At 57.4% G+C, this 20,107-nt stretch carries 17 protein-coding genes; 9 read left to right on the top strand and 8 right to left on the bottom strand.

Annotated features, from left to right (window positions below; genetic code table 11):
- Positions 1-4 precede the first annotated feature (4 nt).
- Positions 5-1,372 carry a branched-chain amino acid transport system II carrier protein gene (gene brnQ / locus AC2T9U_RS01895; RefSeq protein ID WP_493696464.1) on the top strand — a complete coding sequence of 456 codons (1,368 nt, stop codon included), beginning with the start codon at positions 5-7 and terminating at the stop codon, positions 1,370-1,372.
- An 18-nt stretch (positions 1,373-1,390) separates the two neighbouring features.
- Here the strand turns inward: brnQ and AC2T9U_RS01890 are convergent, their stop codons facing one another.
- Positions 1,391-2,464 (bottom strand): YihY/virulence factor BrkB family protein, encoded by a 1,074-nt coding sequence (locus AC2T9U_RS01890; RefSeq protein WP_493696463.1) that lies wholly within the window; start codon positions 2,462-2,464, stop codon positions 1,391-1,393.
- Positions 2,436-3,248: a peroxide stress protein YaaA gene (gene yaaA / locus AC2T9U_RS01885; protein WP_493696462.1), complete on the bottom strand. Its 813-nt coding sequence runs from the start codon at positions 3,246-3,248 to the stop codon at positions 2,436-2,438. Before yaaA ends, AC2T9U_RS01890 begins: the two co-directional genes overlap by 29 nt.
- 226 nt (positions 3,249-3,474) lie before the next feature.
- Between yaaA and AC2T9U_RS01880 the strand changes: the two genes are divergently transcribed.
- From AC2T9U_RS01880 to AC2T9U_RS01870, 3 genes are all read left to right on the top strand, one after another.
- Positions 3,475-4,026: a GtrA family protein gene (locus AC2T9U_RS01880; RefSeq protein ID WP_115032791.1), complete on the top strand. Its 552-nt coding sequence runs from the start codon at positions 3,475-3,477 to the stop codon at positions 4,024-4,026.
- A 27-nt stretch (positions 4,027-4,053) separates the two neighbouring features.
- A complete protein-coding gene (locus tag AC2T9U_RS01875; protein ID WP_115031357.1) occupies positions 4,054-4,440 on the top strand; it encodes a hypothetical protein in 387 nt (128 codons plus the stop codon).
- A 153-nt stretch (positions 4,441-4,593) separates the two neighbouring features.
- Entirely contained in the window at positions 4,594-6,033 is a 1,440-nt protein-coding gene (locus AC2T9U_RS01870; RefSeq protein WP_493696461.1) for an alanine/glycine:cation symporter family protein, read from the top strand.
- A gap of 107 nt (positions 6,034-6,140) precedes the next feature.
- Here the strand turns inward: AC2T9U_RS01870 and AC2T9U_RS01865 are convergent, their stop codons facing one another.
- Positions 6,141-6,707 (bottom strand): hypothetical protein, encoded by a 567-nt coding sequence (locus AC2T9U_RS01865; RefSeq protein WP_493696460.1) that lies wholly within the window; start codon positions 6,705-6,707, stop codon positions 6,141-6,143.
- Between the two features lie 28 nt (positions 6,708-6,735).
- A complete protein-coding gene (locus tag AC2T9U_RS01860) occupies positions 6,736-7,479 on the bottom strand; it encodes a hypothetical protein (protein ID WP_493696459.1) in 744 nt (247 codons plus the stop codon).
- Positions 7,480-7,864: 385 nt separating this feature from the next.
- Between AC2T9U_RS01860 and AC2T9U_RS01855 the strand changes: the two genes are divergently transcribed.
- Positions 7,865-9,046: a nucleotide sugar dehydrogenase gene (locus AC2T9U_RS01855; protein ID WP_493696458.1), complete on the top strand. Its 1,182-nt coding sequence runs from the start codon at positions 7,865-7,867 to the stop codon at positions 9,044-9,046.
- Positions 9,047-9,060: 14 nt separating this feature from the next.
- Here the strand turns inward: AC2T9U_RS01855 and AC2T9U_RS01850 are convergent, their stop codons facing one another.
- Positions 9,061-9,432 carry a phage holin family protein gene (locus AC2T9U_RS01850; RefSeq protein WP_115032795.1) on the bottom strand — a complete coding sequence of 124 codons (372 nt, stop codon included), beginning with the start codon at positions 9,430-9,432 and terminating at the stop codon, positions 9,061-9,063.
- 149 nt (positions 9,433-9,581) lie between these two features.
- On the opposite strand from AC2T9U_RS01850, the gene AC2T9U_RS01845 reads away from it, so the two are divergent.
- Entirely contained in the window at positions 9,582-9,965 is a 384-nt protein-coding gene (locus tag AC2T9U_RS01845; protein WP_181816080.1) for a TM2 domain-containing protein, read from the top strand.
- A 39-nt stretch (positions 9,966-10,004) separates the two neighbouring features.
- Here AC2T9U_RS01845 and AC2T9U_RS01840 read toward each other — a convergent pair whose 3' ends face one another.
- Positions 10,005-13,529, bottom strand: coding sequence for a DUF3320 domain-containing protein (locus AC2T9U_RS01840; RefSeq protein WP_493696457.1), 3,525 nt, complete (start codon positions 13,527-13,529; stop codon positions 10,005-10,007).
- 254 nt (positions 13,530-13,783) lie between these two features.
- Between AC2T9U_RS01840 and AC2T9U_RS01835 the strand changes: the two genes are divergently transcribed.
- The 3 genes from AC2T9U_RS01835 (at position 13,784) to AC2T9U_RS01825 (ending at position 17,975) form a co-directional block, all read left to right on the top strand.
- Positions 13,784-15,124 (top strand): amidohydrolase, encoded by a 1,341-nt coding sequence (locus AC2T9U_RS01835; RefSeq protein ID WP_493696456.1) that lies wholly within the window; start codon positions 13,784-13,786, stop codon positions 15,122-15,124.
- Between the two features lie 171 nt (positions 15,125-15,295).
- Positions 15,296-16,372 (top strand): glycoside hydrolase family 26 protein, encoded by a 1,077-nt coding sequence (locus tag AC2T9U_RS01830; protein WP_493696455.1) that lies wholly within the window; start codon positions 15,296-15,298, stop codon positions 16,370-16,372.
- A gap of 139 nt (positions 16,373-16,511) precedes the next feature.
- Positions 16,512-17,975 (top strand): APC family permease, encoded by a 1,464-nt coding sequence (locus AC2T9U_RS01825; protein ID WP_493696454.1) that lies wholly within the window; start codon positions 16,512-16,514, stop codon positions 17,973-17,975.
- Positions 17,976-18,052: 77 nt separating this feature from the next.
- Here the strand turns inward: AC2T9U_RS01825 and AC2T9U_RS01820 are convergent, their stop codons facing one another.
- Positions 18,053-19,171 (bottom strand): iron-siderophore ABC transporter substrate-binding protein, encoded by a 1,119-nt coding sequence (locus AC2T9U_RS01820; protein ID WP_493696453.1) that lies wholly within the window; start codon positions 19,169-19,171, stop codon positions 18,053-18,055.
- Positions 19,146-20,084, bottom strand: coding sequence for a methionyl-tRNA formyltransferase (locus AC2T9U_RS01815; protein ID WP_493696452.1), 939 nt, complete (start codon positions 20,082-20,084; stop codon positions 19,146-19,148). Before AC2T9U_RS01815 ends, AC2T9U_RS01820 begins: the two co-directional genes overlap by 26 nt.
- Positions 20,085-20,107: the final 23 nt, after the last annotated feature.

The raw sequence follows: 20,107 nt of genomic DNA, 5'->3' as shown, positions 1-20,107 counted from the left end.
CGAAATGCCACCCACAAATCAGCCCAGCCGAAGTCTTAGTACCGGCAACTCACTCCTGGTAGGTTCACTGCTCTTTGGACTGTTTTTCGGAGCAGGAAACCTTATTTTCCCTGTTCAACTCGGCCGCGACGCTGCCGGAGCCACTCCTGCAGCCACCGCAGGATTCCTCATCACCGCGGTAGGACTACCCATCATTGGCGTGATTGCCTCCGCGCTATCCCGCTCTTCCTCCATGCTCCAAATGACCAGCAATGTATCGCGCTGGTACGCCATCGCATTCACTTGCGCGCTCTACCTAACCATCGGTCCTTTGTTCGCTGTACCACGAACCGCGACCGTCTCCTTCGAAGTAGGTTTCGCCTCATATCTCTCCGAAGGCTCTGAGCACCTCTGGCTGGCCGTCTTCACCATCGTCTTCTTCACCTTGACCGGCCTGGCAGCCATCCGTCCTGGCCGCCTTATCGACTGGGTAGGCCGCTACCTCACGCCCGTCTTCCTTGTTCTCCTTCTTGCGGTCATCGCCGCAGCCGTCATCTTCCCCATGGGACCCGTCGAAGGAGTCCCCAGTGAGAAGTACGCCCAGAACGCCGCAGCCGTCGGATTCATCGACGGCTACGCCACCATGGACGCCCTAGCCTCCCTGGCCTTCGCCATCGTCATCATCGAAGCTATCCACCGCCTGGGCGTCACCTCACCTGGACGAGTAGCCACCGAAACCGCCAAAGCAGGCATCTACTCAATGATCGCCATGACTGTCATCTACGCAGCCCTGGCCTACATCGGCGCTACCTCACTACACCTAATCCCCACCGCCAAAAACGGTGGCACTGTCCTAGCAGCTGTGTCCTCTCACTACTTCGGCCCAGCAGGGACCGTCCTCATCGCCGCGATCGTGCTAGCTGCCTGCCTGAAAACATCCATCGGGCTTGTCACCGCCTGCGCCGAAATGTTCTCCACCATGTTCCCCACCGTGCTTGGCCACAAAGGCTGGACCATCCTGTTCACTGTTTTTTCCGCTGGCGTTGCAAACATCGGCCTAGCCAGCATCGTGAAAATCTCGGTACCAGTGCTGTTGTTCCTCTACCCCCTAGCAATCACCGCGATCATTCTCGGATTGCTCACCCCCTGGCTAGAAGGACGAGCACTGGCAGCCCAATTGATGACAGCTTTCACAGCCGTGGCTGCGCTCTTTGACATGATTAAGGCGCTGGAATTCCCCATCCCGGGCAAAGACGCTCTCGTCAATTTCGCCTCCGCCGTACTACCTGGCTACGACCTCGGTTTCGGATGGGCTCTACCTGCCCTCGTAGGACTAGCTGCTGGCTTTGCTATCACGCATTTCCGTAACAGCCCACCCGTAGCCGCTGCCTGACCTGCCATCACCAAAACCTCACTCTTGGTGATCAGCAGAGATCCCCACACGCACCCGCCGCCCGGCCTCCACCCGGGCGGCGGCGCGTTCATCAGCACGATCAGCTGCCACCGTGGAGCGAGGAACAAGCTGCAACTCATCCTCAGCTGGTAACCCTCGGTTCAACTGCCTGGTTCGTTCAATTTCGAAATCCACCACTGCCCCGAACAACATCGCCACATTAAGAATCCACAACCACAGCAAAAACAGTACCGCCCCGGTAAGAGTGCCGTACATAGCGTCGTACTGCGCGAAATTCGAGACGTACACACCGAATCCTCCCGACGCGCACACTGCCGTAGCCAACGCGATAAAAGCCCCTTGAGACGGAAACCGTCTGCTTCGAGAATGCACATTCGGGGTAAATCGATATAGCAAACCCAACGTCGCGACCACCAGCATCACCAAAACCGGCCACTTTGCCACGGCATACATATCTATCCCAGCGCGGTCCAAACCAACCAACGTACCGACAGCCTCTGCCACCGGACCAGAAACCACCAACAACGTCAGCACCGCAGCGGCCAAAACAAGAATCACGGCCGTCAATAGGTACATGTCACTCCAGAACCGCACAAGCGTGCGGCCCTCTTTCACCCCATAGATCTGATTGACGAACCGCGCGAAAGCACGCACGTACATCGAGGCTGTGAAAAACGCCACCACCAACCCCACCCCTGCACCTGCCCCCACCCCCTCGGTGGGCATCACAGCATCGATCACGGCGAGTACCGCCGTAAGCGTTTGAGGAGTCACCACATGGGACAACTCCCGCAGCAGCTCTTCCACGAATGAACGAAGCAGTTGCGGATCTTGCCCCAACATCGTCCCAACAGACACAAGCGCAATCGCGGCCGGAAAAATGGATAGCACCGCGTAATACGTCAGTGCCGCGGCAGCATCAATAAGCCCCTGCTCCACAAACAAGGCTGCCGCGCCGCGCAGCACGAACCGCACCCGTGCCCTGCCATGCAAAGCAGTTGGCTGTGGATCTACATGGCAAGGCTCAGAAACTTCAACGGCCTCATCCATGACGGTTCTCAGCAGATGCACCCCGCACCTCAACACGACGGAACACAGGCATGTCCGGCCTAGAGACCTCCGGGACAAACTGATATCCCCCCTCATTGAAGTCTTTCAAGGCACGCACTGACCGAACCCGGTTCTGCACAATCCACCCGGCCATCAAGCCACGCGCCACTTTCGCCGAAAAAGAGATGACCTTCCACTGCCCACGAGAGTTACGGTCCTCGAAACGAGGAGCAACAACCCGAGCATCCAAACCATCCAGATCAACTGCCGTTGAATACTCGGCTGAGGCAAGGTTGATAACAACATCGGGTCCCGGCGAGGCAGCCAGGTCATCGATAACTAGATCCGTGATCTGGTCCCCCCACCAGCGATACAAGTTATGACCTCGTTCGGTTGCCAAGGACGTACCCATCTCGAGTCGATACGGCTGGATCAAATCCAAGGGACGAAGCAAGCCATACAGGCCCGAAAGGATGCGCAGCGTCTTTTGCGCCTCGGTATGATCACGAGCATCAAACCGCTGTGCGGCATTCAATCCCCGATACACATCACCTGCGAACGTGAAAATCGCTGGTCGTGAGTTATCTGGGGTAAAAGGAGTGCTGAACCTGGCGTAACGCTCGGCATTGATCTGAGCGAGTTCAGAGCTAATACGCATTAGTTCAGCCAGATCTTCTGGCGCTTTTGTGCGCATCACGTCAATGAGGAGTTCAGCCTCCTCAAGCAGCCGCGGCAAGGTGTATTTACGTGTAGGTAGCGGTGATTCAAGATCGAGAGATTTTGCTGGAGAAATCAGGGTGAGCACACACAGAAGGTACTCTGCCCGCGTCTGAAGTTACGTTGCTGTGAACTGTGTGCGAGGGCGTGCCGCTGCACGTGGACGTTGTCGATCTGGGACATGAGCTGGCAGCAAGCGAAGAAGGAGCGAGTATCGAGTGCGAAGCGAGGAACAGGTGGCAACTGCGGCGGTACCCGACCCAACAGGTTCCCCGGACGGGGGTGGTCTCCCGCGAGCAGCCTCGCATGCAGTGATGCTGCGCCAGTTCCTTACTTTCGGGATCATCGGTGGCTCTGGGGTGCTGGTGAACATGGCTGTGGTGATTTTGTGTAACCGCAGCGGTCCTGACGCCACCGGCATCGTGTGGCCGATCGTGTTCACGCCATGGTCCGTGCGCTGGTATCACGTGTACTCAACGTTGGCGTTTCTCGTCGCGAACGTCTCGAACTTTTTCCTGAACCGGCGCCTGACGTTTTCCGATTCACGCCATATGACTGTCCGTTCTCAGTTCTGGCCGTTCTTTTGTGTTGGGGCGATCGGGCAGCTATTTGTACTCGGCATCAATACGCTCCTATTGAATCCAACCTCTCCCCTGTTCCTGGATTTCGCATGGATGGACAGCACCACAGGGCTTCGCAAACCCGAGTACTGGGCGCAATTGACGTCACTAGTGTTAGTGACCCCGCTCAGCTTCATCTTGAACAAGGTGTGGAGCTTTGCTTCCCATCGCGCACACCGCTACCCCACAAGCCCACAGACTCCCGATGAAAACACCTCCGACCAGGACAACCCAGAGCACTATTGACCTCGACCCCCGTGCCGATGAGAGTGCGTGAGCGTTTCCGGCATTGAAGGACCTGACCCTGGCCGGGCAAGCGGCGTGAGTCCTGCCCCAGCTACCTCCGCGAACCTGCCCACCAGCCCAGTGCAACCTGTGGCACGCACAGCCGCAACTACCTCTCGCGAAGCTCGGGCAGGCCGCGAACAGTTCTACTCCCCCGAACTCACCTCTGGTCTACTTTCAGACAATGTGACTGGCTGGCAACGAGAATCGCTTGGCAGATTGGCACGCATGCTGCGGATGCAACCTCGAGCCGTATTAGCTGCTTTGCGCGGCGGACTTCACGCTTTGCCATCCCTTTTGGCATCTCGACGCATGAATGTCGCCGATCTCAATGGCATGTTCGATAAAGGTCTTCTTGTCGACGCTATGGCGTGACCACGGCAATCACGCCACAAAAACTACATATACAGTGCCTCTGCGCTGGCTTTTTTCAGCCTCCATGGGACGAATGCCCAGTTAGCGCTCAGTTATGGCACTCTGCTGCCACGCCGTGAATACCGGCGGTCCCTCTTCCCTGAAAGGGCCTCGATGGCTGATTTTCTTACCGCCGTGAGCGACGTGTTGTACCAGTACATCCTCATCGCTCTGCTCATTGGAGCTGGACTCTATTTCAGTGTTCGTACTGGATTTGTGCAGCTGCGACTGCTGCCCGAATCAGTTCGTGTTGTGACAGAACCGAAAGAAGAAGGCGAATCGCTTTCTTCCTTCAGCGCCCTTATGGTTTCCACCGCTTCGCGCGTTGGCACAGGAAATATTGCAGGCGTAGCAGTCGCGATCGTCTTAGGCGGCCCTGGCGCATTGTTTTGGATGTGGCTCATCGCTTTACTTGGAGCTTCATCGGCGTTCGTCGAGAGCACTCTGGCCCAGATCTACAAGCGCCGCGGTGAAAACAATGTCTCTTATGGGGGACCGGCCTACTACATCACCACCGCACTGAAGGCACGCTGGCTAGGAGTGGTGTTTGCCTGCGCGTTGATCTTCACGTACATGGGTGGCTTCAACATGGTTGCCTCGTACAACACTGTCGACTCATTCCGCACTTACGGCTTTTTCTCGGAAAGCACCACGCCATTGATTCTCGGTGCTGTCCTAGCCTTGATGGCTGCGCTACCGATCTTCGGTGGTGGTCAGCGTTTGGCTCATGTCACTTCGATGCTTGTTCCTTTCATGGCGATCGCTTACCTACTCGCTGGGATCGCAGTGGTGTTCACCCACCTGCACTTAGTTCCTGGCATGTTCGCGGCGATTTTCTCCAGCGCCTTCGATTTCCCGGCAATCTTTGGTGGCTTTGCCGGCTCAGCAATGATGCTTGGCATTAAGCGTGGCCTTTACAGCAACGAAGCTGGAGTTGGTTCGGCACCTAACGCCGCTGCGTCAGCATCGGTTTCACACCCGGTTAAGCAAGGACTCGTTCAGATGCTGTCGGTATATATCGACACATGGTTCGTATGCACCGTCACCGGTTTCACAGTGCTGGCCTCAGGCGTGGTCCCGGACGAGAAGATGGCAGGCGTGGCTTACGTCCAGGCCGCGGTGGCTACCGTATTTGGCGCATGGGGTCCGCCCTTCATCACCACATGCCTGGTGTTGTTCGCCTTCACCACTCTCATCGGCAACTACTACTACTCGGAAGTTAACCTGAGGTTCCTTTGCCACGGGGAACCTGCTGTGTGGCTGCTACGCGGTTTCCGTGCCGTCGCAGTACTCATCGTGTTTTGCGGTGCACTCCTAGAGTTTGAAATGGCCTGGAGCATCGCCGATATCTTGATGGGCTTGATGGCTCTGATCAATATTCCGGTGATCATCTTGCTGGGTAGCCACGCCATCAAAGCCAGCAAGAATTACATCGAGCAGCGCAAGCAGGGCGTGAACCCCACGTTCTGCGCCGCCGACATCGGTATTACCGAAAAAACTGACTACTGGGGGCCAGAGCCGCAATCGGTTAGCAGCTCACCTACTACTGCCTGATTCTCTACAAATCCGTGGCTACGCAGATTGCCTGGTCATTGTGAAAACGACCCAGGCAATCTGCGTACCCAACGCGTGACTAAGCAGGAGACTTAGCTGCGCGGATATCAGAACAATCCGGTCGGCTTACCGAAGTTAGTGTGCGTATTGCCCGCAACAGTTGAGTCGACGTTTTGATCGTTAGCGTTGGGGGTATCACCTGGCAAGCGGCCCTTTTGAGTGGTAACGATTTTCTGGATGACACGGCCCTCACGAGTAGCGCCGATACCGAAGTAGAAACCCGCGATGTTCATACCTTTAGTGCCGCGTTCCACCGGGTTAGACAGGATCACGCGGTAGGTGTGCGTGGAAGTTGCTTCATCGAACCCAAGATCTTCCACGTGCGAGCCGTGAAAACTGCGGGTGCCGATATTACGGTTCACTCCTTGGGGCCCCTTAGCCGTGATGATTTTGACTTCAAAAGTCACCAAGGGGAATTCACCGTAATACCGGTCCGTTCCTGCATTGGTCAGGCGAAGCGTCACTAATCCTGGATACCCAGGAATCTTCGCTCCTGATACGGCATAACTCACCGCGAGGTCACGTTTGGGAGCGGTATCGGCAGCTGAGGCGGGCACTGCTGCCGATGCCACTACCGCCGCGGCAGCGCCGGCTGCGAGGAACCTACGTGTCATTCTTTTCATCGCTGTGACGTCCTTGTTTTCACTTGGTTCCGGTCGCCTCAGAGGCGCTGTTCTTGTAGACCTTCACGACGACGGCGTTGCTCAGCGGCGCCAGTCCCGAGTAAGTCCAGGGGTTAGACCATGTTCCATTGGCGCGGCAGCGCTGCTGCGTGCCTTTAAACGACAGCTGCCGGAACCCGTACGTTGCTTTGCCTGTGTGGCCAGCAGGGACAGTGAACGGTCCGATTGTTTGTCCAACCGTCCAGGCAAGTGAGTACGAGACGCTGGGCCGGATATTCAGTGACTCTGCGGGTGAGGTGGCAGAAATGTTTCCGGTAAGTTTGCCCGCCACAGCGCTCAGGCCCGAGGAGATGCTGCCAAACGTCTTGCCGTAGTCACCGCTGACAGACAGGCTGATCGTTTGAGTTCTGCTCAACTGTTGGCTTAGAGGGATATCTCCCTTTGAGTCGTTGCGGGTTTCGATCGCCCCCATGGGGGTGAAGTGATCCTGTACGCGATAAATGACGGTGCGGTAGTCCTGGTGGGCGTTACAGACCGGGTGCGGATTGAAGATGTTGGGTTTAAGGCGGGTGTTGGGGCGCTTGACATTGACCAGCGGCAGGAGAGGGTTGTTATCAGGTGTGTTAGGTGTGGTGATGTTGCCAGTAGAAGGATCTGACCCGTTACTCTCTGGTGCGGCGTGGACGGTAGGTAGAGCTGTGACCATCAAAACGAGAGCGGTCAGCCCAGCCCCCGCGACACGCGCGACATTGCGCTTATGCATTTGTGCTCCTGGGGAGTTGAGGTGAGGCATGATGTTCCTCACTGCGAGAGTGCTGCACAGTTCGGCTATAAAACGAAAACCGTTGTGCCGAACTGTTTTTGACGCTAAAGCGAGCGTTAACTGACTTCAATACCTCACCCACACGTTGGGATTTTTTCCAGCAATCACTGGGGCAAGTCACAAATACAAAGAGCTTGCAGCTCATAGCTTTTTCCGCATGAAACACTCACCCAAACACACTCATGTCAAGATGAGATAAATCACTTTCTTCGCGTTCCAATGGCGCCTAGAGAATCACCTATTCCACACTGGCCCGCCCCAACGCGGCCACGCCTGACACCCGCAACTCTCACGAATCCGACTCTTCCGCGCCTAATCTGACCGCATGAAGATCGCCGTAGCAGGACTTGGATACGTCGGGCTCGCGAATGCGGTAATCCTGGCACAGCACCACGAAGTCACCGCCGTGGATCTCGACAGCGCCCGCGTAGCCGACATCAACGCCCACCGCTCCCCCATCGTCGACCCCGACATCAGCGAATACCTCACCAACCATTCACTCAACCTCACCGCCACCACCGACCCCACCGCATACACCGGTGCTGACTTCGTCATCATCGCCACCCCCACCAACTACGACCCCAACCTCAACTTCTTCGACACTTCAAGCGTCGACGCAGTCCTAGACCTGGTGGCCCGCCACAACCCCGGCGGCACAGCAGTCATCAAATCCACCGTCCCAGTGGGATACACCGACCAAGTACGCACCACATACCCCGACATCACCATCCTTTTCTCACCCGAATTCCTTCGTGAAGGTCGAGCGCTCCACGACAACCTGCACCCCTCACGCATCATCGTCGGATCCGACCCCAACTCCCCCACCGCTAGCGACAAAGCAAAAACCTTCGCATACCTACTTCACGCAGGCAGCCTCGAAGAAGACACACCTGTCCTACTCACCGGAACCACCGAGGCCGAAGCCATCAAACTCTTCGCCAACACCTACCTCGCCATGCGAGTGGCCTACTTCAACGAACTCGACACCTACGCCGCCCGCCACGGCCTAGACACCCGACAAATCATCGAAGGCGTCGGGCTAGACCCTCGCATCGGAAACCACTACAACAACCCAAGTTTCGGCTACGGCGGCTACTGCCTACCCAAAGACACCAAACAACTCCTAGCCAACTACGACCAGGTCCCCCAAACTCTCATCCGCGCCATCGTCGACTCCAACACCACCCGCAAAGACTTCATCGCCTTCGACATCATCGACAAAAAACCACACGTCGTCGGGGTCTACCGACTCACTATGAAAACCGGCAGCGACAACTTCCGCTCCTCCTCCATCCAAGGAATTATGAAGCGAATCAAAGCAAAAGGAATCCCCGTCATCGTCTACGAACCCACCCTGGAGGCCACGGAGTTCTACCGCTCCGAAGTAGTCAAAGACCTCAAGGAGTTCAAAAGCCGCGCCGATGTCATCATCGCGAACCGTCGCTCTCCAGAACTAGCCGACGTCGCTGAAAAGGTCTACACCCGGGATCTCTTCGGCTCTGACTAAACCCCAGCACCTCCTCAGCTACCACCCATCGGCGCCAAAAGGAGCCCCGAAACCACGCTGATAATGATCGAACCGATCAACGCACTCCAAAAACCATGCACCGCAAAAGCCAGCCCAACCGCGTTAGACAACCAACTACTCAACAGCAACATGCACGCGTTGATCACCAACAAGAACAGTCCCAGCGTGAGAAACACCAGGCAGCCAGACAAAAACGTGACAATCGGTTTGATCAAGGCATTCACCACACCGATCACAATCGCCACCCCAATGAGGGTGAAGAGTTTGTGCCCAGTGGAGACCCCACCAACGGCGATACCCGGAACAACCCACGCAGCCACGGCCGTCGCGGCAGCAGTGGCTCCGACTCGCATGAAGAAATTCATGCCCCACATCCTGGCACCCGTGCAGCACACATCCCACACCACGCAGCTATGCCCTCTACTGAATTGCGACCCACGCGGGCAGGGAAGATGGTTCATACATGCCGTATATGAAGCCACGCACCTCACACCCACCCAGCGAAAGGCCACCCATGGATGAGCGACCTACCGCCAACGACAGCTACTACGTTCGCCGCCACAGCGACCCGATCGGTCCGTACTCCTTCTCAGATCTGGCCATCATGGCTAAAGACCGCACCCTACGCGGCAGCGACACCGTGATCCTGCCCGATGGCCGTCAAATGTTCGCTTCACACGTACCTGGCTTGTTCTCAAATAAAAGCTGGCTAGTCGCCATCTTGCTGTCGATTTTCTTTGGCGTCTTCGCCCTGGACCGCTTCTACCTAGGAAACATTTGGCTAGCTATAGGCAAACTGCTGTTCGGCTGGGCAACCTTCGGTATCTGGCACATCGCAGACATCGTCCTCATCGCGCTGCGCCGTGCCCACGATGGCCGCGGAAAACTCCTGGACTGAGTTACTGCGCTGCCCACGCACTAGTGGCTGCCAAATTATTTACCCCACGCGCGAATGCTCTCGCGCAGCAGAAGCATCCTGGACAAGAACGAGTTCGCGTCCTTGACGTTGCACCTGTCCGCTCGCCACGAGATTTTCGATAACCGGCCAAAAAGCTGGCCGCAACTGCGTTGCCAGGAAACCGAAGCCGAATATCTCCTTGACTCCTCTGAGCACGGTGGATTCTCCTGCTTTCCCACCTGACTCAGCAAGTGCAAGTAGGACAGCGTTAGCGCGTTCTTCAGGCGCAATCTCGGTGGCACGACGCTCAGCCCGATTCTGTCCCCGCACCACGCGGTATTTATCTCGGTCGACCCCCTCGCCCCATACAAACTCTCCGGAGGTGTCAACAACTCGTTCTAGCTCAGGAGGCAACGCGGCAACGATGGCGTCTCGTTCCACTCCTGGCATACGTCGCCACCCAAATCTGCGGGCAACGATACGGGCCGCACGGTCGATGTGGACGGGGCCCTCAATCTCGACAATTTCGCGCCATTGCGCTGCCACCTCTTCAACAGCGGCGTGGTCTGGCAACGCGTTGATTGTTTCACGCGAACCACGCTGCTCTGCCTCAGCAGCTTCAAAACGAGTGAGCACTGGTGCCTGATAACCGATAGGAGTGGCGCCCATGCGCTCAACAATGTCGGCTTGTGTTTGAGCTTGGGCTGCTGCAGCAGCAAGGAGCGGATCAGGTTCGGCTCCTGACCCACTGGTTGCTGCTGTGCTGTTAGCAGCGTCGGCGATGGGTGCTTCATCAGCAAGACGAACAAGATCAGCGATGACCTGGTCGGGGCTGTTACTCCATTCGCTGCGATACAACTGGTAAGCCGCAGCCCATCCCATCTGGCCCACAAGTACACGTTGAGGGATCTCGTCACGATCGGTGGTAGCTGGCCTGGAGGCCCACTGCTGGGTGTCCAGGCCAACAGCAACCCAGCTTCGCCCGGGTCGACGAAGTGCCAGGTCTACCCGGAAAGCACTGACGCCCACGTCTTCGACTGCTTCAAGGCCCTCAGCACGTAACCGCGCAGCAATGGGGGAAACAAGGCAAGAGGGCTCCGTTGAGGTGGCAGGTTTTTCTGCAATCTGCCCATAGCGAGCAGCGCATAAGTAATCACGCAGGTCAGCTAGCCCCTCGGGGAGGTCATCAATCTGGTCGAAGACGTCGGGGTCGTAGCTAGCAAAAAGCACGTTGCGTACGCGGGCGCGAGTGATAGCGACGTTGAGGCGACGTTGGCCGCCGTCGTGGCGCAAAAGGCCGTAGTCACGAGAGAGCCTGTCTGCATCATGAAGGGAGTAGGTCAAAGAGAAGAGAATGTGATCGCGTTCATCACCTTGGACGTGTTCGATGTTCTTGACGAAGATTGGTTCGTTTTCTCTTCGCAGCGCGGCCCGTACTTCGGGTGCGGATTCATCGGATTCGAGTTTGTCGAGGATGTCGTCGCGTTGAGCTGCGTTGAAGGTGATCACACCAACAGAGACATCTGGATCTAGGGCAACCATCTCGCGGACTGTGGCAACGACTTCGTTGGATTCAACGATGTTCAGTGGTGGTTTCCGTCGGGCTGCACCGAAAAAGCCACCTTCGACACGACGGAATTCAACACCAGAGGCGGTTACGCCCGGAGGCGTGGGGAAGCTGGCAAGTTCACCGCCGTAATAGCGCTCGTTTGAGAAGGCAACGAGTCCTTCAGTGCGCGACCGGTAATGCCAGGTGAGCCGTAGGCATGGGATGCCGCGCCGTACAGCTTCGAGCAGGATCGATTCAGCTTCATCCGGACGGTCGGTTTCGTCTGCTGCGGCAGCACCAAAAAGGTTAGTCGGGGGCATTTGTTTGGGGTCGCCGACGATGATGGCCGAGTCTGAGCGGCCCAGGGATCCAACAGCGTCAGCTACGCGGATCTGGCTGGCTTCGTCAAAAATGACCAGATCGAACAGGTGTGCGCGGGCGGGTAGATAGCGGGCAACGGTGGCCGGACTCATGAGCAGACAGGGGGTGAGGGTGAGGATGGCGTCGATGTGTGTGTCGACGAAGTGGTGGAGGCCTTCGATTTCACCTGCGGTGAGTTCGGTGGATAAGGCGTCCATCGCGGCGGGTGGAGCAGGGTGGGAGGGCTGCATATGGGGCAGGGCTGCAGCCAGTTCGCTGCGCAGTGTGTCTGCGCTGTGACGGAATTGTTCAGCTTGTTCCCGTCTAGTAGAGGCGTCCACGGCAATGGGACCGGTTCCGTGCTCGCGGATGGCTGCGGGGTGGCGGGCTAGATCCGTGACGATCTCGCGGTGCAGTTCCCGGGCTGCGATGAGGTCTTCGCTGGTGGGGATGGCGTGCTGAGCTAGGCATGTAGACAGGTGGGTACGGATGCCGCGCAGGGTTTGTTCTTTGCTGCGTAGGTCTAGGCACCGTCCGTGCAGGCCGATGGCCGCTAGGCGGCGAGCAACAACATCCAGAGCAGCGTCTTTTTCGGCCACGAACAGGACGCGGCGTCCGTTGGCGAGTGCGTCGGCGACGATGTTGGTGATGGTCTGTGATTTTCCAGTGCCAGGTGGGCCTTCGAGGACAAAGGTGTGTTGGTCGTGGGCCCAGGCGATGGCGCGCTGTTGGGCTCCATCAGCTGGTAGGGGTGCGGTGAGTTCGGTTTCAGCTTGGAGTGGCCGGGTGGCTAGTCCGTCAGTGGGGTTGGCTGGTGGGGCTGCGTCTTCACTGCTGGTGAGGTGGGTAAGGAGTGGATTAGTGAGGTATGTGGCCCAGTTGTCGTGCAGATCTCGCCACATTTCGAGAGTGGAGTACTCCAGCAATGCGATGCGGGCGTCGGTGGTGACCTCGGCGTCGATTCCTGCGTGGGTGATGGCCTGGCGGATGCGCTCCAGCGCGCCGGGCAGGTCGAGGGCATCGTCGCTGGTGTGCAGGTCGCGCAGGGCTTGGGGGTCGATGCCGTGGTTGCGGCGCAGCCGTTCGAGCAGGCTTTCGTTGATGCGTAGGGTGCCTTGGGTTTCGAGCTGCATGGTCCAGGACCCGTAGCGGCGGCCTTCAAGTGTGATGGGTAGGAGGTAGAGGGGGGCGGTGTCAGTGCTTCCGTTGGTGTGGGTGGTCAGCGCCCCCAGGGTGAGGTAGAGCGGACTGGCTCCGGATTGGTCACGGATGACGTGGGCGCGTCGGCGTAGGTCGGGGAAGCGTTTGCGGATGGTGGCGGTGTCATCGACAGCGAAGATGAGGTTTTCCTCGTCGAGGAGGGTGGTGTGGGTGCTGCTGTCGAGGTCAGTGGATTGGTGGGCGCCGGTGGGTAGATCTAGTTCGTCGAGGTCATCGGAGCCTCGGATGACGATGGGGGTGCCTGAGGTGATGGCAGTGATGAGGGTGGGGAGGGTGTTTTCGCTGGTGTGGAGGGCTACAGCGGTGTTGGGCAGGCAGATGAGGGGGTTGCGTCGGGTGAGGTCGAGGAGGTTGGAGAGCCAGGTGTGGACGGCTGGTGGTGGGGTGGTGTGGTGCCCGGTGGTGTTGGTGGTGGGCTCGGCGTTGTCGGCCACGTGGTGTTCTCCCTTGTGTCCTCCCAGGGTGCCCGGGGATGGGCAGCCAGGTTTGGTCGTGTATCAGAACAGTTGTGAAGGCAGATGGAGGCAAGGAGGGCACACGGGTTTGGGGAAATTTTGACTGATTAAGGAGGGTGTTCTGGGGCGGGTTATACGTGTTCGTTGGGTGTGCGTTTTCGTTGTCGGGATGTATTTGGTGTGTGAATTCCATACTTTTTTGGGAGCGGCAGGTGCAATGCCGTGATTAGCATGTGGAAGCCTTCGCGAAAGCCGTGATGTCGTCGATGGTGTCTCTTGGGCATCTGCTGTGCTTGCTGCAGGTTGCTGACGCACCACTTCATCGCGCCCATTTCCTTGATGAGAAAGGCCACCTTATGTCCGACACCAGGGCTCTGTATGCACAGATCGATGAGATCAAGGGTTGGCAGGAAGAGTTGTATAAACATCTGCACGCCAACCCTGAATTGTCGATGCAAGAGACCGCCACTTTGGCGCAGATCACTGGGCAATTAGAAGAATTCGGGTACACCACGCATCAAATCGGTGGCGGCGTCGTCGGGGTTCTCGCTAATGGTGAAGGGCCCACTGTTTTGTTCCGCGCCGATTTCGATGCCTTACCTGTCAAAGAAGAGACTGGTCTTCCCTACGCTTCTACAGCCACGACGAAAGACCGTGACGGAAACGAGCAGTTCGTCATGCATGCCTGCGGTCACGATTTCCACGTCGCTGCTCATCTGGGTGCAGCGAAGATTCTCGCTCATCATCGTGATGCCTGGTCAGGCACTTATCTGGCTCTTTTCCAGCCGGGAGAGGAGACCGGTGAAGGTGCGGTTTCGATGGTGGAAGCAGGCTTGACCGACACTGTTCCTACCCCTGACGTTGCTCTGGGACAGCATGTTGTTCCACTGCCTGCCGGTCATATCCAGATCGCTGCGGGGCCTGTTTTATCTACGGCAGCGATGATGAAGATTGTCGTCCATGGCAAGGGCAGCCATGGTTCTATGCCGCATTTTTCTGTCGACCCCATTGTTCTTGCTAGCGCTATCATCACCCGGATTCAAAGCGTTGTCGCTCGAGAAATTGATCCCAGTGATTTTGGTGTCATCACCGTTGGCGCGATCCACTCGGGCACGAAAGCCAATGTGATCCCCAGCGAAGCAACCATGCTGCTTAACTTCCGCGCCTACAATTCAGAAACCCTCGACATTCTTATTGAGGCGGTTAAACGAATCGTTCATGCCGAATGCACTGCTGCGCGCTGCCCACGCGAACCTGAATTTTTTCTTTCTGCTGTAATCCCACCCACTGAAAACGACACCACTGTCACTGAGGCTCTCACCTCAGCATTCACTGAACATTTCGGCGCCGAGCGAGTCAGCCCGATGACACCGGCAACCGGTTCAGAAGATTTCAGCACCATCCCGCAGGCCTTCGGCACGCCTTATTGTTACTGGTTTTGGGGTGGATTCGACGCTGACAGTGAACCCCACCCCAACCACAGTTCACGCTTCGCCCCCGCTTTACAACCCACTTTGAGTACCGGAACCGAAGCAGCTTTGACCGCGCTACTGACCTTCCTCAAAAGTAACTAACAACCTGTTCCCTCCCTTGTGCTAGCCCTGTGGGTCATCCCCACGGGACTGCACACCGTCACGGCAGTGACATAAGGTTCCGGCAGCCGGGGGGCAAGGGGGTACGAGCAGAGCCATGAACTGCATGTACATACATGCCTTTCGGTGCCCGCCACACCGAAAGGCATGTATATGACACTTCGACGAGCTTTCGTAACGCTCACTTCAACAGCCCTCCTCGCCGGAGCCGCCATTACCGCCACACCGGCTAACGCCATCACAACACCGGCGAATAACAGCATTAAAAACACCGCTGTGGCCAAACCTGCTCCCAATAATCTGGCCAACCAATACTTGGGTAAACCCAGGTCCGGAAATAAATGGCACTCTGGAGCATGGGTCGGCGGCTTCATGTCCGGTGAACGCGCCACCCGCTGGGGCACTTGGCGCGGCGCTCCCAGCGACGTCACCCCTTCCTTCCCCGGCTGGGATACCTGGAAAGACCTCAACGACCCCAGCTGGGAAATCAACACCTTCAAAGACTTCAAAGGTGTCCTTCTCTGGGGGCAACCCATTTTGCCCCGCGAGGCCAAGCCCAGCGACCTGAAAAATGTCGCTGCAGGAAAATACGACGAAACCTACCGCCGCACCGGACGTGAATTACAAAAAGCAGGACGCGGTAACTCGGTGGTGCGTATCGGCTGGGAAGGCAACGGCACCTGGATGCCTTGGAGCGTGACCGCCTCAACCGCTGGCGAATACAAAACCGCGTATCGACGCATCCATGATTTGATGAAAAAAGAAGCTCCTGGCCTTAAATTCAGCTTCGACATTAACTGCGGCACTGTGATGCGCGGCCAGAAAAACCGCCTCGACAGCCTCAACCTCATGTACCCCGGAGATGACGTCGTCGACATGGTCGGCTGTTCCCACTACGACTGGGGCCCTTTACGTGCCCGCAACGAAAACGAATGGCGCCGCTCCATCGCCCCTGACTCCAGCGTTGGCCTTTCCGATTTAGCCCGATTCGCACGCGAACATAAAAAAGGCCTCTCAGTTTCCGAATGGGGCTTGGCTAGCCCAGGCCGTGACGGCAACGGCGACAACCCCTATTTCATCCGTAAAATGCGCGAATTCTTCCAAGGAAACAGCGATGTTCTCGTTCTAGAGAGTTACTTCGCCGAAGCTGGCACTGATATGAAAAACCACATTTGGGACGCTGACCCTCTTAACCCCAAATCGGGAGAGGTTTATCGCAAGCTTTGGTGACCTTCGGTGACCTCCTCGCGCCCACGCTTTTGGATCAGCGCGAACTGTGAATAAGCTGATCGAACTTCGCGTGGGCGCGAGGCGGGCCACAGGAGGCTCTACCTCCTGCCCCGCCGGACCCCCTCGTTAGGAGGCCACCTTGAGCAAAACACCCCCCACCAAGGTCGCAGGACACGACCATCATGAACTGCACCGGGTCATGGGCCCTGGGCTGCTTCTCCTGTTCATCCTCGGAGACATTCTCGGAACAGGTGTATACGCCCTCACTGGCAAGCTGGCCGCCAACGTCGGCGGCGCTGCCTGGGCCCCCATCTTGTTCGCCTTCGCAGTAGCAACACTTTCTGCTTACTCCTATCTCGAACTCGTCACCAAATACCCAGGCGCCTCCGGAGCCGCCCTCTACGCGCACAAAGCGTTCCACAAACAATTCCTCACCTTCATGGTGACTTTCGCCGTGCTGTGCTCCGGATTGACCTCGGCTGCAACCACCTCCATGGCTGTGGCTAACAACATCAACCTCGGTTTTGGCCTGAACTGGAGCAAAACCTCGGTCGTTGCCTTAGCTATTGCCTTCCTCATCTCATTGGCAGTCGTAAATTTCTGGGGTTCCTCCGAATCTGTGAAACTCAACATGGTGCTCACCCTCATCGGGTTCCTCGGACTGGCACTGGTTATCGGGGTCGGTATCTGGGCCACCATCAACGGCAACGTCGACTTCTCACGCACCGTCATTTTCGAAGCCCCCCAAGACAAATCTATGTTCCTGGTGCTCTCCGGAGTCACCGCACTGGCCTTCTTCTCCTTCGTCGGTTTCGAAGACTCCGTCAACATGGTCGAAGAAGTGAAAGACCCCCGCATCTTCCCCAAAGTCATGCTCAGCGGCATGGGAATCTGCCTAGCTATCTACGTCGCCATCTCACTGTTCACCGTAGCCATCGTGCCTATCGGTGTTCTTGCCAACTCAGACACGCCACTTTTCGAGGTCATCGCCCGCGGCGCACCTGGCATCCCTATCCACACTCTCTACCCGTTCATCACTATTTTCGCTGTCGCGAACACCGCGCTGCTGAACATGATGATGGCTTCCCGACTCGTTTACGGCATGGCTAAACAAGGCGTCTTGCCACGCCCCCTAGGAAAAATCCACCGCGGACGCCGTACCCCATATGCGTCCATCATCTTCACCACTGCCCTCGGAGTGGGGCTGTTGGCCCTTGTCGGACTAGCACTGGGCGCCGACACCACTTCTGCCCTCGGAAGCACCACAGCGCTTCTTCTCTTAGCCGTATTCACGGTAGTGAACATCGCTTGTATCGTGCTACGACGCGACAGCGCAGCCGAAGCACATAACCACTTCCGCGCTCCCCGATGGGTTCCTTACCTCGGCGCAGCCTCCACTATCTTCCTCATCGGCCCCTGGGCACAGAAGCCAGTGGTCTACTCCATCGCTGCTGTACTCCTACTTATCGGAGTACTCCTATCTGTGCTCAACTGGCTCTACCAGCGCAATATCAAACACACGGATGCCCACCTCACCATGGGCGATACACAAGTGATCGCGCAGATTGTCGCCGACATTCCACCAGAAGACACACGCCGTTAAAAAAACATGAAAAGTGTTGTGGCCCCCACACCATTTGGTGTGGGGGCCACAACACTTTTCATGCGGAAAACCGTTACTTACTCACCTTTAACAGCTGCATCAAGCGGCTTCTCAATGTGGTCAAGCACATACCCCAAGCTAAGGACTGTCTGCCACCCGAAGGCCTTCTCGAGCTGGTCTTCAAGGAACAATGCGTGCTTATCTTTCATAGCTGGCAGTGAAGACAACGACTGCTCAGATTCGATCTGAGAACGTCCCTTCGGGGCGTAAGAGATCTGGTCCCAGACCAGTACGTCGGAATCGAGCTTGCGAGCTTCTTCCAAAGAGAGTTCTGTGTAGAACTTGCCCTTTGCTGCGTCATTAACTTCTTTGTTCGCTTCAAATCCAAGCGAGGTGAAGAACCGCGTGCGCATGTCATTGGCAGCGAAAGCAGACAGCGCCTTGCCGTCATAGGTAGCAACAGTGGCGCTCTTACCCTTCCACTCAGGGTGACGGGCAGCTAGCTCACTGATGCGCCCCTTGATACCGTCGACCAATTTCTTGGCCTCGGCAGGGCGCCCCACGGCAGCGCCGATCTCTTCAGTCGTGACATCCCAGGGCTGCTGGTAGTCCTCGTAGTCACCCTTTTGCACAATCACTGGGGCAATCTTGGAAAGTGCCTCGTAGGTGGGTTTGTCGACGTCGGAGTAGGTGGCGACGATCAGGTCAGGCTTTGCTGCTGCTACTGCCTCCGGGTCAACGGTTTCTTTGGTGTACACCTGGGGTTTTTCACCCTTGATGCGGTCTTTGGCCCATGCTCCTGCAGCCTCACCAGAGGGGGTCATTCCGTCCCAATTGCGCACCATCACCGGAGTGACACCGAGAGCCAGAAGAGCATCCTGGTCGTTATACCCCAGGGACACCACCCGAGTAGGCGCTTCTTTAACCACCGTTTGGCCGAACTTATGGGCAATCGTGGCTGGGAACGCGCCAGCCTCCGTGGCCGCAGACGCTGGCTTGGAACTCGCCGAAGTCGAGGAGTCAGATGTGGAGCATCCGACAACTCCGCCGGTCAAACACAGTGCAGCTGCGAGCAGGAAAGCCCTCCGGCGTAACGAAGACAGTTTTGTGGGCATGGTGTAGTAATCCCCCGGATAGTTGGTGCCTTGGGTTTCCCCATGGCTGTGTGGGTTAGGGCAAATCGATGTAGCCGCCATCACCGAGAATTTCGGTTGCGGCTACTTCGCGACCGTCGTCAAGACGGAGCGTTTCTAGGATGAGCGCAGGAGCTGGCGCGTTGCGTTGCGCAGAACCACAAACTACGGCTACTCCCCCCTCATACGGGACCGTGACACGGCCCGGAGTGCCGCCGAATCGGCTGCGTGAGACGTGGGCTCGCAACACACGCAACCGCTGCCCGCGGTAGTTGAAGTACGCGTTCGGGTAAGGGTCGCTGTGGGCACGGACCTGCAGCTCCAGGTCGGCAGCGCAGGCTCGGAAGTCAAGATATGCCTCCCGCTCGGAGCGCTTATGAAAATAGGTGGCGCGGGCTGGATCTTGCGCGGTAGCGGTGAGTGTGCCTGCGGCCAGGTCGGCTAGCGCACGAGTGACCAGCGGCTCGATCAAAGCGACGGTCGCGTGGAAAAGATCAGTGGTGGTGTCATTAGGGCCAACGGGTACTGCCTGCTGCGCGACGATAGGGCCAGCATCCAGGGTTTCGTCCATGCGGTGAACGGTGACCCCCACATGGGTTTCACGGTTCAGCAGAGCCCACATCACTGGCGAGAAGCCGGCGTATTCAGGAAGTAAGGAGTCATGCACGTTGAGCGTGCCGTGCGGTGGGGCGTCGTAGATCTCCGGAGGTAGCCAGGTGCGCCAGTTATTAGCAACGATGACATCTGGTTTTGCTTCACGGACGGCATTGATTAGGGCTTCATCGGGGCGGCGCGCTTCGTAAACAGGGATTCCGTGAGCGGTGGCCAGCTCGGCCACCGAGTCGCTCCACATCTGTTCGTAAGGGTTGTTGCTCGGCGGATGGGTGACGGCCAATGGCACCTCATGTCCGCCTGCGAGAACAGCCTGCAAAGTCCGGTGGCCCCAGGTCTGGTATCCGAAGGTAACGACGCGCATAGATTGAGGTTAGGCTCACCTAA

This window comes from Dermatophilus sp. B7861-1 (assembly GCF_058996045.1).
This window is presented reverse-complemented; position numbering and strand designations above follow the sequence as displayed.